13 protein-coding genes are annotated in these 13,600 nt (G+C 40.6%); 7 read left to right on the top strand and 6 right to left on the bottom strand.

Annotation, left to right across the window (positions count from 1 at the left end; genetic code table 11):
• Positions 1-17: 17 nt before the first annotated feature.
• Positions 18-3,338, bottom strand: a complete 3,321-nt coding sequence (locus OCK74_RS15135; protein ID WP_279297895.1) for a SusC/RagA family TonB-linked outer membrane protein — start codon at positions 3,336-3,338, stop codon at positions 18-20.
• Positions 3,339-3,499: 161 nt separating this feature from the next.
• On the opposite strand from OCK74_RS15135, the gene OCK74_RS15130 reads away from it, so the two are divergent.
• The 5 genes from OCK74_RS15130 to OCK74_RS15110 all read left to right on the top strand — a co-directional run bounded on the left by OCK74_RS15130 (position 3,500) and on the right by OCK74_RS15110 (position 7,027).
• A complete protein-coding gene (locus OCK74_RS15130) occupies positions 3,500-4,207 on the top strand; it encodes a FadR/GntR family transcriptional regulator (RefSeq protein ID WP_279297894.1) in 708 nt (235 codons plus the stop codon).
• A gap of 201 nt (positions 4,208-4,408) precedes the next feature.
• Positions 4,409-4,723 carry a hypothetical protein gene (locus OCK74_RS15125; RefSeq protein ID WP_279297893.1) on the top strand — a complete coding sequence of 105 codons (315 nt, stop codon included), beginning with the start codon at positions 4,409-4,411 and terminating at the stop codon, positions 4,721-4,723.
• Positions 4,724-5,385: 662 nt separating this feature from the next.
• A complete protein-coding gene (locus OCK74_RS15120) occupies positions 5,386-5,916 on the top strand; it encodes an ester cyclase (protein WP_279297892.1) in 531 nt (176 codons plus the stop codon).
• A 74-nt stretch (positions 5,917-5,990) separates the two neighbouring features.
• On the top strand, positions 5,991-6,191 hold the full coding sequence (locus OCK74_RS15115; protein WP_279297891.1) for a hypothetical protein: 201 nt from the start codon (positions 5,991-5,993) through the stop codon (positions 6,189-6,191).
• 581 nt (positions 6,192-6,772) lie between these two features.
• Positions 6,773-7,027 (top strand): hypothetical protein, encoded by a 255-nt coding sequence (locus tag OCK74_RS15110; RefSeq protein WP_279297890.1) that lies wholly within the window; start codon positions 6,773-6,775, stop codon positions 7,025-7,027.
• A gap of 3 nt (positions 7,028-7,030) precedes the next feature.
• Here the strand turns inward: OCK74_RS15110 and xseB are convergent, their stop codons facing one another.
• The 4 genes from xseB to OCK74_RS15090 form a co-directional block, all read right to left on the bottom strand.
• Positions 7,031-7,240: an exodeoxyribonuclease VII small subunit gene (xseB, locus tag OCK74_RS15105; RefSeq protein ID WP_279297889.1), complete on the bottom strand. Its 210-nt coding sequence runs from the start codon at positions 7,238-7,240 to the stop codon at positions 7,031-7,033.
• A complete protein-coding gene (gene xseA, locus OCK74_RS15100; protein WP_279297888.1) occupies positions 7,218-8,927 on the bottom strand; it encodes an exodeoxyribonuclease VII large subunit in 1,710 nt (569 codons plus the stop codon). Before xseA ends, xseB begins: the two co-directional genes overlap by 23 nt.
• Positions 8,928-9,297: 370 nt before the next feature.
• Entirely contained in the window at positions 9,298-9,525 is a 228-nt protein-coding gene (locus OCK74_RS15095; RefSeq protein ID WP_279297887.1) for a hypothetical protein, read from the bottom strand.
• A gap of 649 nt (positions 9,526-10,174) precedes the next feature.
• Complete coding sequence (locus tag OCK74_RS15090) at positions 10,175-10,414, bottom strand: hypothetical protein (RefSeq protein WP_279297886.1); 240 nt, start codon at positions 10,412-10,414, stop codon at positions 10,175-10,177.
• A gap of 957 nt (positions 10,415-11,371) precedes the next feature.
• Between OCK74_RS15090 and OCK74_RS15085 the strand changes: the two genes are divergently transcribed.
• The gene (locus OCK74_RS15085) at positions 11,372-12,523 is read left to right on the top strand and encodes an IS110 family RNA-guided transposase (RefSeq protein ID WP_279297885.1); all 1,152 of its coding nucleotides are present in this window, start codon (positions 11,372-11,374) and stop codon (positions 12,521-12,523) included.
• Between the two features lie 184 nt (positions 12,524-12,707).
• A complete protein-coding gene (locus tag OCK74_RS15080) occupies positions 12,708-12,992 on the top strand; it encodes a hypothetical protein (protein WP_279297884.1) in 285 nt (94 codons plus the stop codon).
• On the opposite strand, the gene OCK74_RS15075 is transcribed toward OCK74_RS15080, so the two are convergent.
• A complete protein-coding gene (locus tag OCK74_RS15075) occupies positions 12,964-13,521 on the bottom strand; it encodes a pentapeptide repeat-containing protein (protein ID WP_279297883.1) in 558 nt (185 codons plus the stop codon). The two genes, OCK74_RS15080 and OCK74_RS15075, sit on opposite strands and share 29 nt — an antisense overlap.
• Positions 13,522-13,600 lie beyond the last annotated feature (79 nt).

Here is a 13,600-nt window from a genome sequence, read left to right as displayed (position 1 = left end):
CTGTTTCTTTAATCTGTTTATAAAGTAATGTTAGCACCAAAGGTTACGCGGCGTGGTAAGGGGAATCGGCCTACATCATTACCGCCCTGTTCCGGCAAGGTGCCATCATATCCGGTGAAGTAAATCAGGTTGGAACCTGAAACATAGAGGCGGAACGACTGCACTTTGTTGTTTAATTTCTTCTTTAAGAAAGCACGTGAAAAATCGTAACTAAGTGTTACTTCTCTTAAAGCCAGATAGTCGCCTTTTTGCCAGTAGTTGGCAGGTGCGGTAGTGCCACCGCCTGCATCTGTAAAAAAGTTCCTGCCATAATTAGCCCAATAGTACCGGGGATATTTGGCATCCGGGTTTTCCGGGGTCCAGGTGTCTTTGATATCAACCGGACCATTTTGTGAACCCTGCACCTGGCTCATACCTCTTAACCATGATTGGTTCGCTATCTTGAAGCCTAAGGAATAATCCATTTGCGCAAACAGGCTCAGTCCTTTCCAGCCAAAGAATGTATTAAAACCGCCCTGCAGTGTTGGAGTCGTGCGTCCAACATATACATAATCAAAGCTGTTGATGGTATCGTTGCCGTCGCGGTCCAGCCAGCGGGCATCACCCATGAGTCTTACACGCTTGTTGGTATAAGGCAGAAATGTATTATATACATTGGCATCTTTATCCAATTCAGCTTGTGTACGGTAGATGCCATCATACATAGGCGCATAAATTTCATCCAGACCCACTCTTTCGCCTTCCTGCAAGCCGCCTACCCAAACCAATTGGCCGGATTTCTCATCATAAATCTGGATAGCGCCCTGCCTGTTCTTTTCCAGTCCGTTGTCAGGGAGCGTTTTAGCGAAGTTCTTCACATGAAACAGGTTGGCACCCAGGTCAAGACGCAGACCGTCTGGTGTTGTTGGCCTTAATATGTTGGCCTTCAGATCCATTTCTATCCCCCTGTTCTGTAACTGTGACAGGTTGGTGGTAAAGCCTGAATAACCAGTCCACCTTGGAATGCTCAGGCTGGCCAATTTATCATAAACATTGCGTATAAAATAGTCAGTGATAATGGTAAGCCTGTTGTTGAACAAACCAAGGTCTAAACCGAAATTGGTGGATGTAGCGCTTTCCCAAACCAGTGCGGTATTGATGAGGCTTGTGGCGCCATAACCAGTGTAGCCATTGTAAATGCCAAGGTTGTTATACACCAGGTTGGTGGCAAAATCACCAAGGATATCATCATTGATATTCCCATTCTTACCCCAGCTGATCCTTGGCTTGAAAGTAGAGATCACCTGGCTGCCCGGTATTTTATTAAAGAAGTCTTCATTGTGCATATTCCAGCCGGCTGAAATACCGGGGAAGAAGCCGTAACGGTTGTCCTTTAGTTTGGAAGTGCCATCGTAGCGCAGGTTAACTGTAAGCAGGTAACGGTTTCCATAACCGTAATTCACACGGCCTATAGCGGAAGTCATCCGGTGCCAGAGATCATAACCAGATTGAGGTACACCTTCTGAAAGTGTAGCCCCGGTCAGGTAAGGAATTACGTCAGTTCCCTGGCCTGTAGCAGCTGCTCTGAAATAGTTATTCTTGCGTTCGAAATATTCACCACCAGCCATGGCTGTTATATTGTGACGGTTATAATTCTTGTCAAACTGGAGGAAAGCATTATAGTTGTATTGATAATAACGGTTAATGGCGAAAGAAGCCCTGCGCGTATTAATGATGGCGCCACCGGTACCATTCTGATATTCCTTGTTGAAGGTTTCATTGTTGTTGTAGCGTATAAAACCAGAACCGGAGGCCAACACTTTCAAATAAGGCAGTATGGTGTACTCAAGGTTTACTCCACCGGCAAAACGCTGCTCCAGTGTGTTGTTCAGGAATTTATCCTTAAAGTAAAGTGGATTTCCCAATGTGCTGGCGTCTACACCAGGCAAAATAGCGCCGGAGGAATCATGCGTTAGGCGCACAGTGGGTGCGATACCGCCAAACCTTTGGATCAATCCGCCGGTCAAACCACCGCTATTATCTGCAGTAAGATAAGAGGGCACTGATTTATCGTTATACGCATTCACATTCAGGCCCAATTTCAAAGCCTTGCCTACATTCAGCCCACCATTAAAATTCAGGTTGAACCTTTTTAAAGAAGATCCTACGACCATACCCACATCTTTAATGGTCCCTAAACCTAAAGCAAAATTGCCCTGTTCATTTGCCCCTGATACATTCAGGTAATGTTCCTGCAGACTGCTTTCCTGAAGGATCAGATCTTCCAGTTCCCGTTGAGAAATGGAACGGAACAGGATGCTGTCCACCTGACTGGAATTGAACGGATTAGGATCCACCAGTAAATTCCATTGCGGATCATTCAGTAAATTCCTGTTGGCATCCGTTACCAACTGAGTGCTGTATTTGCCGTCTTTAGCCGTCCAGGCTGCAGCCGGCGCCCAACCCCAGGAACCCGTTATCTGACCTTTGGCATTGTTGGCATCAGCAGTGGACCCACTGGCAATGGCAGCTTCATAGCGACTGGCTAAGCCACGCCGGTTCCACTTAATATAGTCTGCTGCACTAAGGTACTCCACTGGATTGCGGCGCACATAGTTTTGAGCGTATTTATAGTTATAATTAACCTGTGTTTTGCCTTTCTTGCCTTTGCGCGTCGTTACCAGCACAACTCCATTGGAAGCACGGGCACCGTATATGGCTGTTGAAGCGGCATCTTTTAAAAGGTCCATAGATTCAATATCTTCTGCATTGATCCCATATAAAGAGGGAACGATGATACCATCTACGATAAACAGAGGGGAACCACCACCTCCAAAATCAGTTCCACCTCGGAAAACGATATTGGGTGTAGCACCGGGGGCCCCGGATGTTTGCTGTACTCTCAAACCCGATACGGTTCCCTGCAAGGCTGTCGCAGCATTGGTGCGAGGTGCAGATTCCAACACCCGCTGATCCACACTGGATACAGCACCTGTGAGCGTGCGGCGACTTTGCTTGCCATAGCCCACCACAACTACCTCATCCATTTTTTTATCCGACGTTTTCAGGGAAACATTACGAATGTTGGAGGCACCTATCGATACTTCTGCAGGCTCATGACCTACGGAACTGAATACGAGTACATCATTGGCATCAGCCAAAATGGAGTAGGTACCGTCTGCTGCAGTTTGGGTGCCGGAAGGCTTTCCTTTTACTGTAATACTGATGCCCGCCAGCGGCGAGCCATCTTCGCTGGTTACCTTTCCCGTAACCTGTTTTGTTTGTGCATGGATGGTGATCCATACAAAGAATCCTGCTAATAGTAATAGCAGTCGCTGACAAGCAATTGCTCTCTTCATAATGGTTTACTTTAGGTATTATGTATGACATAATGAAGGTAAGTAAAAAGTTTAATTCACCAAATAATTTTCTTTTTTCTCTAAATATTTTTAAATTAATGATAACATCTTGCTTAAAACCCTATCTTTATATATTATTAAGTATTACATAATTAATTTCTATGATAGAGGCATCTGTTAAAGAAGAGATGAAATCTATAGACACCAGTTCTTTGGTGGACAGAGTGGAAGCCAATCTGGTAGGTTTACTGCAGCAAAGAAAACTGAAGGTGGGGGATGCTATTCCTAAAGAAATTGAACTGGCAGAAACCCTGGGTGTTAGCCGTACTGTGATCCGGGAAGCACTGCTGCGCCTGCGGGTCATGGGACTTATTGAATCCAAAAAGAAGAAGGGTGCTGTGATTACAAGTCCGGACCTCTTTGGCATCATTGATAAAAGCATGAACCCTTATATCCTTGACCAGGAAACTTTAAAAGATATGTTTGAATTGCGCCTGGTCCTGGAAATAGGCATGGCGGATTTCATCTTTCACCGGGTGAAGAAAGAAGATATTGATGAATTGAAAAAAATAGTAAGCAACGAGCCCCATGAAACGGAGCATTATTTGTTCAATATCGAACATGAAATTGCTTTCCATGGTAAGCTATACGAAATAACAGGAAATAATACACTGAAGAAGTTCCAGAAATTGCTGTTACCAATTTTTGATTATGTGCACCACAGTGGATTGCTGAAAAAGCCGGCAAATACAAAAAGGTTTGTGTCACATAAAGGGCTGGTGGACATTATTGAGAATGGCTCACCGGAACTGTTCCGCAATGCTATGCGCAACCATTTGGGAAATCACTTTGCCAGGATATTTGAATAACTAACAGCACCGTCTGAAATATATTTCAAACATAAAAATGGAATTTGTTCCTTCATAGCAACTAAGGCTAATGAATAAGCCTCCATATCTATAACATGATAAGTGGCTTGATCAGGTGTAACGCATCGGCATAGATCCGTTGGCACATGAAATAGTATAGTCAACATTAATTATGTAACTTACTGATCAACCAGTATATTCATGGACAAATTTTTACTTGCAGATAATCCAATGAATGATGACAGCAATGCTGTTATTGTACATACAGAAAATCCTGTTTCTATCATTGAATGTTTAGAAGGGCATCTAAAGCAAGCGGAAGATAGTTATTACAAGTTCTACTCCTTTATCAATTTGCAAGGGGAAGTGGAGAATTGGACCTTGTTGGTCCAGTTCCTTAATACAATAGAAACAGATTACGCAAAGCTTCCTGAAATAGCAGCCAGGATTTTAGATGATTCATGGGAATGGTATCAATCTTACATGGACTGGCAGGATAATGAAGATGATGATTAGCTTGGCTTGAACTCACAACATAAAACCAGCAATATCTTTAGAGGGTCAGTTCTTTATATCTTTTTACAAACCAATGGGTAGAGATATAATTCTCTGCAATGCCGAGGGAAATAAGAATTAGCCTGAGATAAAAGGAAAATGATTTGAATGACGAATGTGGAAGGATGAATGATGAATAATGTCCAAATAAAAAGTCGTTAAAGGACAAGGCTACACGTAGCTTGAGATGTCGTGGACGCGTCCCTATCGCCCGTTTCTAAGCTTGCAAGCAAGAGCGAAGCAAACCGAACTACTTAAACCCAAGTTACGTGTGAGTCTGTGTTATCTATTGCCTTTATTATAGTGTTTCTTTCAATATACGAGGTCCTTCAATGAACTTCCCTTCTTCATCCTTGGTATGTATTTGGACTAGTAGACTGGAAGTCAATTTTATTGTTACCTTTATACGGCAAAGCCGCAATTGTTCCCTCCTGGAGGAAAAAAGTATTGAACAAAATCCTGCACCCCTTCGTATTAAGGAAATCCAACTGCTTAGAAAGGCCATTGTATGTGGTTGATCTAAAATAAAATTCGCTAGGCCGATGAAGGCATCAGAGAGGATCTCATCATCAGAAAAAACCTGACAGCTTCTTTATATTTTTTTAATCCAAAAATCTAAAAATATGAAAAGGATATTCCTTCTTATCCCTGTTGCCTGCTTATTTTTTGCAGCCTGTAATAATCCACAAACAACTGCTTCCAATGAAAAAATGGACACAGCCGGCGAAAACAAAGAAGAGAGAAACAAAAAGATCGCGCTTGAAAGTGTCGATGGCATCAATGCACACAATATCGATATGGCTCTAAAAAATGTGACTCCTGACGCTGTTGATTATGGAGATGGAAGTATGGATGCTATTAAAGGCATAGACAGCATTAAAGCATCAGTTTCATCATGGCTAAATGCTTTTCCGGATGTGAAAGGTGAAAATCTAAAATCAGTTGCCGATGGTGATTTGGTAATGGTTTGGGGTGACTGGAGCGGAACCTGGAAAAACGATTTTATGGGCCAGAAAGCTACAGATAAGTCCTATAAAATAAAGGATGTGGATATATTTCGTTTTAATGATGAAGGAAAAATTACCGAACACCATTTTGTGCAATCACCCTTAACAAGCATGGTGCAGGTGGGAATGAAAATGCCTGAAAAATGATAGACTTAACACTATTTTACGGCCGATAGCCCCTTCGTTCAGCAGGGCAGATCGAGAATTATAATATCGATGCGGTGCAGCATATCATGCGGGTGAGGGCTGAGGAATCCTATAGAAGGGATCTGATTGATGTGGAGGTACAGATGATCTCAAAGACTAGTACTGCTGTAAGGAATCACCTGGAATCCTTTAAAAAGAAAAGGAAGGCGAAGAAGTGGCCTGGGGATAAGCCTTTTGTACAGGCATTGAGGCGGAGAGATTATTTCAACAGGTAGGGAACTGTGATTTGGATGGCTCTCACCTATAAAGAAATAGCCCGTTGGTAAACAACGGGCATATTTATAAATGTCCTAATCAAGCCAACAAGATAAATTCGGGTATTGATAATCGCAAGTACTAATCTTCTGATTTCACCAGGTATTCGTTTGTTGCAGGTTTTAGATTGCTATATACACCTCTACCCAGGGAAGTGATTATCTCAGCCGGTTAAGCATTGCGATCATTTTAAAGTCATGAAATTTATTATATTTATTATATTATTTGTTCTTACCCCCTACCCCATTCCAAAGCTGATCACTCCTTCCCTTGTTTACTTTCATCTGGCAAGATCATAGCCTTTACATTCAAAACATTGCAATTATATGATAAAGACAACTTTTTTCATTAGGCTTTTACCTAAAATAAAACGAGCATCATGAAAACAATTACCATCATTTTGTCATTACTATGTTCCTCTATGCTGACAAATAAAATAATAGCTCAAACAAATAAAGACATACAAGGAACATAGCGAATGATTTCAACAACTATTACGGGGCCTGATTGGTCCTTTAAAATGAATAGTTCAACTCATAATTTGACAAAGACGATAACATCAGGTAGACTCATCTTTACTATTTATAACAGGAAAACTGACAGCCTTGAAATTACAGGCCAGGGGAAAGCTATAACTAATGGCAATCAATACATTGAAACCTTTGAACAATCAACCGATAAAGATTTACTCAAGGAACCAGTTGTATTTACTTATAAAGTGGAGGGAGATAAACTATCTTATGAAGGGGGCACCAAGAACATGCATATTGTAGAAGTTCTGAAAAAAATAGAATAATGGTTATTTTAGCTGCCCCCCATCCATTTGGCTGATGATGCTGTTTACCTGGGTTTCGGTTGACTTTAATTTTTCCTGGCAGATGTTGATCAAAAAGGAGGCCCTGCTTACTTTATCGGCAAGTACGTCAACTGATACGGATTCGTTTTCTATTTCTGCAGCTATTTGCTTTAGTTCGTTGTATGCTGCTTCATATGATATAGTCTCTGTCATTGGGTTTGGTTTTGTTTTTTGTAACGCTTTCTACTACAGTATCGGTAAATCTGATCTTAATTTGGGAGCCATCCGGAATCGACTCGCCATTAGTGATGATTTTGCCATCATGGAAAACAATGGCAAAACCTTTCCTCAAAATATTCGCAGGGCTCATGACTCGTAAAATGGATACAAATGTATCTAAAGACTTGTTTTGACCAGCTAAGTACTTTTCTGAATTGGTTTTAATACTTGTACTGAGATTGCTTAATTCCTTTTGATGATCTTTTACGATTTGTTTGCTCTGAATAGAGATTTGCTGTGATACCATGGAAAGGTGCAATTTCTCTTTGTAAAGTATCGATCGGGCGCTATTGGTAATCGTCTGATAGTTATTCAGGCTTTCAGCTTTACTGTGATTGATTAAATTCCTGGCATTGTTGAATATGGAAGTACCTAATTGAGATAAATCCTGGTGTTTGAAGTGAAAGGTTTTTGAACTCAGTTTTACTTTGCTTACAAGGGCAGCAATCTCGTTACTTTTATGGATAATAACCAGTTTTTGATTGGCTATAACGCTGCTCATGGTTGCTTGCAGCTCTGATCTTTTATCATACAACATCTTTTGTGCAGCGCTGGTGATGGCCTGGTTGATATTTGTTTGCTCCTCTTTGTGCCTGGCAATGATATCCCTGGATTTGTTGACAATGAGGGATTGGAGGTGGGATTGCTGGAGCATCTTACCTGCGACAATAGTTTTCGACTTTGATGCTATTTTGTTCCTTAAATCCAATAATGCTTTTTCGAATGCCTGGTTATGAGCTATGATAAATTCTGCAGCTTCCGTAGGCGTTTTGGCAACGGTATGGGCCATTAAGTCGGCTATGGATTCATTGCGGTGGTGGCCAATACCTGTAATGATGGGGAATGGAAAGCTGGCAATGGTCCTGCACAATTCATAATTGTCAAAAATCAGGAAATCTGTTTGGCTACCACCTCCTCTGATGATAATGACGGCATCATAACTAACTTTTGAGGCACAAATATCATGGAGCCTGCTACAAAGGGCAGCTGCGTTGACATCTCCCTGAACGAGTGTATAGTATTTATCGATGCAGAACCGATAGCCAAAAGAGTTATGCTCTATGGTATTCTTAAAATCTTCGTACCCGGCTGCTGTAGCGGAAGTGACCAGGGCTATTCTTTGGATCACTGGTTTGTAAGCGAGTCCTTTATTGAAAGTGTGGTAGGTCTCCCCCATCTTCCGGATAAAGGAGGGGCAATCACGGAGCAGCTGCTTTAAGGTTTCTTCTCGCTGGCGTGCCAGATTACCAATGGTAAATTCTGAACTGATATCAACGACATTGAGTTTGATGCCGTAATTGGAATGGTAGTTTACAGAGACTTTGACAAGGACCTGCAGACCACTTTGAAATTTCTGGCCTGTAGCTTTTTCAAAATCATCAATCTTTTGAGCAAAAGATTCCCAGACAACTGCCTGGACCTTGGCCACTATATCGCTGGAGTTCTGCTTTTTTTCGACCAGGGCGAAATACCGTCGACCGGAGTTTTTCTGAAAGGTGTGGTCAGTAACATCAGCAATCACCCAAAAGAGTTTTTCCCTGAAATGTTGGGAGAACATTCGTTCTATGCTTCCCGTCAGCTGGGAAAGCTTAAAGGTTTTTATGTGCGTGGTGATTTCCAAGGGCGTCTAAATTATGCAGGAGGCAGGACAAAAACAACTAATATGATCTAAAAAATATACGAAAGTCCGTTTTGTGATCTTATCCTACTTTTACCGGGGAGCCGATTTATCCTAATGGCTTTCCCGTGCACCCTAAAGCATTTCGGATTGAGGGAAAATCTATTGAAAGCATCTTTCTCCGTTGCTATGAGAAAAAGGCTTCGGAAGAGGAAATTCAATGGTTAAAAGACTTTGCGATCTATTACATTCATGCACCGTGCTTTTATTTCCTGGAAGGGCTAAGGACTGCATAAAAATGCCATTGTTTTTAATTACTTTACCACGATGCAAGCATTTGGTCTCAATAGCCTTAAAATTGGACGTATTTAGACTATTCCAGCAGCACGCTCCTAATAACTTTTGTTAACTCCTTTGGAAAGCCTGTAATTTCAATACTTCCAAACTTGCTTATTTTGATTCTACCCTCGGGATACTGCTCCAGTTCATCTTCATAATCTTGCAACATCCTGGCTGATTCTAAAACGACCCTCTTATCCATGTCATCTGTCAACTCAGCAAACCCTTTGCCGTCAACATATATCTGGTTTAAGAGGTTCATTAACTTTTATATTTGACTTATTCCTACATGTAAAACTCAATATCAATAAGTGAATTCACTGTCCTTCTCAACACAAACAAATATAAATAATTTATTCACTGCGTGTAATAAAACAAGTAAGCGGAAACTAAATTTTCCAGCAAATCACTCTTACACAGGTATTTCTACGCTTAAAGTACATCCTTGGCTGCAAGGGTTTGGCACGACTGCTTGCCGACCCTGCCTGAGAGAGACCTTTTTACCTGGTACAGCCGACGTCGGGAGGCTGAGGGCACGCAAGTCTATTTTACAGTAAGATTCAAGCAAGTGCAAGATGGAGCGGTAACAGAGTGAAGCAGAAGGCGACGAGGGAGTTAGCAGAGATATTGTGTTGATATAAAAGCACTCATTATGTTCTAAAGATGAGGTAAGTCATAAGTATAATAATGACTATACTTATCAGGCTCAACCAAAATCCTATCATGCGCTCTCTTTTTAGCCATTGCAAGGAAGGATCATCTTGATATTTCATATGGGTTACTAAAATTGGTACAAGATTAAAACTTCATAAACATCACTAAACCTAATATAACACTAATTCGACAATATTCCTATTGCCTGAAGCGATGATCAAAAGATAACTACCCAATGTAATTCATTTGAAATGATCCTAAGATAAAACAGGTATCTTATCTTGTGCGATATATGAGTAGAGCTTCTCTTTGTTTTCAAAAGTCTTGCTGTGAATAATTTTAGTACAACAAACATCAAAGTGTACTACTGCATAACAATGATCCAATTTAAAAAGAACGATAAAGCTTTCATCCTTTTCCTGGCTTTCCAGGAAAATACCATTTTTTAATAAATACTTGTGTTGCTTTGGTTTATCCAGGAGATCAAATTGTTGCATTGTCATTGGTTATGTTTATAAATGGTTTACTAGGTGAGTTCTAAAGAAGATCAACAAGCAATAAATTTAAAAAAATACAATTTTGATAATAATACTATACTTTTAAGATGGATCTGAACAAAATCACCAGGCAACATGCCTTTAAAAAACATCCAACTATAACGATAATAAATTGCCTTTAGCCCTTATTCAGCCTGCAATCTTTGAAATCGTCTCTTTTAAATTAATGCATCAATAGTAATTAATACAATTAATTTACAACATCCTTATAATACTTCCAAGTAATCCTGTATTGTTTTCTAATTGAAAATCGAAGTGTAAATTGGGTTAGAATTTGAAGTGATATACAAAATAAAAAAAATCAATACTTATTAGCAAGGAACTCAATTGAGAAGTAGTTAGAGCTCCTGTTTATGAGAGGCAGGAATAAAGAATTTGTCATCTAACTACCAAGCACAAAGTAAGTACAATATTTTCCACACAACTTCTAGTGCCTTACTCAATATTTGCTTCATTTTTAATATGTATAATTTTATTGAATCGTCAAATACTTCCATCCTGTAAAGGGTACGGCTACTGTTCAGTATCTTATACCGGATGGTGCTCCGCTGCTAGCTGTTCTCATTAGTGCGCATTACTGTTAAGTTTCTGACTGAACATAGCAGTTAGTTTTGATTGCGGCCCTGCCTTCTTGTGGGGCTTTTACTTTTGTATCAGACCTTATTTGCTACTCTGTTGAAGTTAGACTTAACGGATTAGCTAAAGAGAAAATGAGAGATGTGGGGCTAGGTAAGTTGCTTGCAACTATACCGTAAAAAAGGAATCTCCATTTTCTTTTATTTTCTTCAGAGTCTGAACAGTACTTAAGGCTATCAACCGATAAGCAAGTGTAATCAATAAAAGGCAAGACGAAGGAGAAAAAAGGTCATTTGTTCACCTTAACCCCTTCACAGAGAAATGCAAACAATTTTTCGTCAGTGCATTGGTATTGACATTGCCAAAAGCACCTTTACTGCCTGCATTTGCCAGCAGTTTAACACTGGGCAAACCACCTGTTCACCGGTTAGCGAATTTGAGCACTCCAGGCACGGTTTTAACCAACTGCTTAAATGGGTTCGCAAACATGCCGTTGTGGCCCCACAAGCAGTTTTTGTAATGGAAGCAACAGGCATTTATTATGAGCCGCTTGCCTATCATCTACATGAGTTAGGTCAGCCAGTTTGTGTAGTACTACCTAACAAAGTGAAACACTATGCAAAGAGCTTGAATATTAAATCCAAAACAGACATCATCGATGCCCGCCTTATCGCTCAAATGGGAGCTGAAAGAGCTTTGGAAGAGTGGACACCGCCGGCAGAAGTTTTCAGAAACTTAAGGGCTTTGACTAGGCTTTATACAGACATAAAAAGCCAGAAAACAGCTTTTGTAAACAGACTGCACAGCATGGAAGCAGGGCATGAGCCCTTGCCATTCATTGTCAGATCCACAAAAGAGATGATTAGAAAACTGGACCGGGAAATTGACAAAACTAAAGCCGAAATCACCACCTTAATCGCTTCAGATCAGGGCTTACAACAAAAAGTAGATAAGCTGCTCACCATTAAAGGAGTGGGCTTGATGACCATAGCTATTGTTGTGGCAGAGACCCAAGGCTTTAAGTTGATCACTAATGTAAAGCAACTCGCCAGTTATGCCGGTTATGATGTGGTGCAAAGAGAATCCGGCAGCAGCACTAAAGGAAAAACAAGGATTTCTAAGAAAGGTAACAGCCGAATCAGAGCAGCCTTGTATTTCCCGGCACTGGTGGCTGCAAGACATAACAAGAACTTCCAGGGGATGTATCAGAGGATCAATCAAAGCAAAGCCTCTAAGATGGTGGGGGTTACGGCTGTGCAAAGAAAATTGCTGATTCTGCTATATACACTTTGGAGAGAAGATACTGTGTATGATGAAAACAAGGCCAATAAAACATCCGGAAATCAGGAGACTAAGTTTCTTCTTCGTCTCAACGACGCAGTCGTTGAAAAACAACAGGCAGACCCTAAAAGCCTGCCTGCACAAGATGAACTTCCGTTAAATCTATCAACTGAAGCTCTCCTTCGTCTATAATAAAGTTCAGATTTTTTTGGAAATCAACACAGTACCTTTTTTATTTCACAAGGATAGAAAGAATTCATAAAACTTGATTATGAATATTTAACATTTTCGTGTAGCCGTAGTTTTCCATGATGAATATTGTAAGCTATTGGTATTGTCTTGATTAAGTGTTAATACCTTTACCGCATGATATTTAATGAGAAAGAAAAAGACCAAAACACATAACATTGTGCAGCCTAAAGTTGAGATTCAGTTAGACCAAATCACCTTTGACACCACGTACTATACCAACCTTTACAGCTTTGCACCTGATGCCCGATTCGCTTTAACGAAGACTAAAAAAGGGGTGTACCTGGTCATGAACTTTGACGCATACCTGGAATCTATAGGCAACCCATTATTCATCCGCTTTGCTGATGATCATGTACTAAGCATGATGCCCGTAAAAGCTATTAGGCCGATACACAGCGCCTTTGGGTAGTTAAGCAGGGCGGTTTTCCTTTTAAAGTCCAAACTGAAATTCCATAAACTTTACAATTAATGAACTCAGCCTTTTCAACGTTTGCCTCTACCAGGTTAGCAAGTTGGAGATTTGTGCAGTGCAAAAGTGTGGAACTCAAATTGGCTCGACGGAGTTGTGTTCCAGATAGATCTGTTTCATAAAGATAAGCCCCAGTGAGATTAGCTCCAGTAAGATCAGAACCACTGAAGTGGGCGCCAATAAGGTTAGCTTCTTTAAAATTTGCGCCACAGAAGTTCGCCTCAGATAGATAACCTCTTGTTAGGTTAGAATTAGATAAATCGGCCGCGATGAGATTGGCTCCGATTAGATCGATTCCAGATAATTCAGCATTGCTTAAATTAATTCCATAGAGATAAGTTCCAGCAAGATTGGCCTCACTTAAATCTATCTTTTCTTCCTGATGTTCAATTCTCCATTTATTCCAAGCATCTACACCTTGTTTAATTATATGAAGTTGTTGTTTATTTGCCATTTTTATAAGTTCCAAAAAGGAGTTACTTTTAATGTAACGCCCTGATTATCAAGTGACCCTGCAGGAAACAGAACAGGCTCACAAAAGCCGCTAC

It is taken from the genome of Paraflavisolibacter caeni, from assembly GCF_025628885.1.
Lineage (GTDB): Bacteria > Bacteroidota > Bacteroidia > Chitinophagales > Chitinophagaceae > Flavisolibacter > Flavisolibacter caeni.
Note: the sequence above shows the minus strand (reverse complement) of the source record. Positions and strands in the feature narration are given on the sequence as shown.

Coding starts and splice junctions, on each gene's coding strand:
- OCK74_RS15135 (WP_279297895.1), bottom strand. CDS start 3,338: ATGAAGAGAGCAATTGCTTGTCAGCGACTGCTATTACTATTAGCAGGA.
- OCK74_RS15130 (WP_279297894.1), top strand. CDS start 3,500: ATGATAGAGGCATCTGTTAAAGAAGAGATGAAATCTATAGACACCAGT.
- OCK74_RS15125 (WP_279297893.1), top strand. CDS start 4,409: ATGGACAAATTTTTACTTGCAGATAATCCAATGAATGATGACAGCAAT.
- OCK74_RS15120 (WP_279297892.1), top strand. CDS start 5,386: ATGAAAAGGATATTCCTTCTTATCCCTGTTGCCTGCTTATTTTTTGCA.
- xseB (WP_279297889.1), bottom strand. CDS start 7,240: ATGACAGAGACTATATCATATGAAGCAGCATACAACGAACTAAAGCAA.
- OCK74_RS15095 (WP_279297887.1), bottom strand. CDS start 9,525: ATGAACCTCTTAAACCAGATATATGTTGACGGCAAAGGGTTTGCTGAG.
- OCK74_RS15090 (WP_279297886.1), bottom strand. CDS start 10,414: ATGCAACAATTTGATCTCCTGGATAAACCAAAGCAACACAAGTATTTA.
- OCK74_RS15085 (WP_279297885.1), top strand. CDS start 11,372: ATGCAAACAATTTTTCGTCAGTGCATTGGTATTGACATTGCCAAAAGC.
- OCK74_RS15080 (WP_279297884.1), top strand. CDS start 12,708: ATGAGAAAGAAAAAGACCAAAACACATAACATTGTGCAGCCTAAAGTT.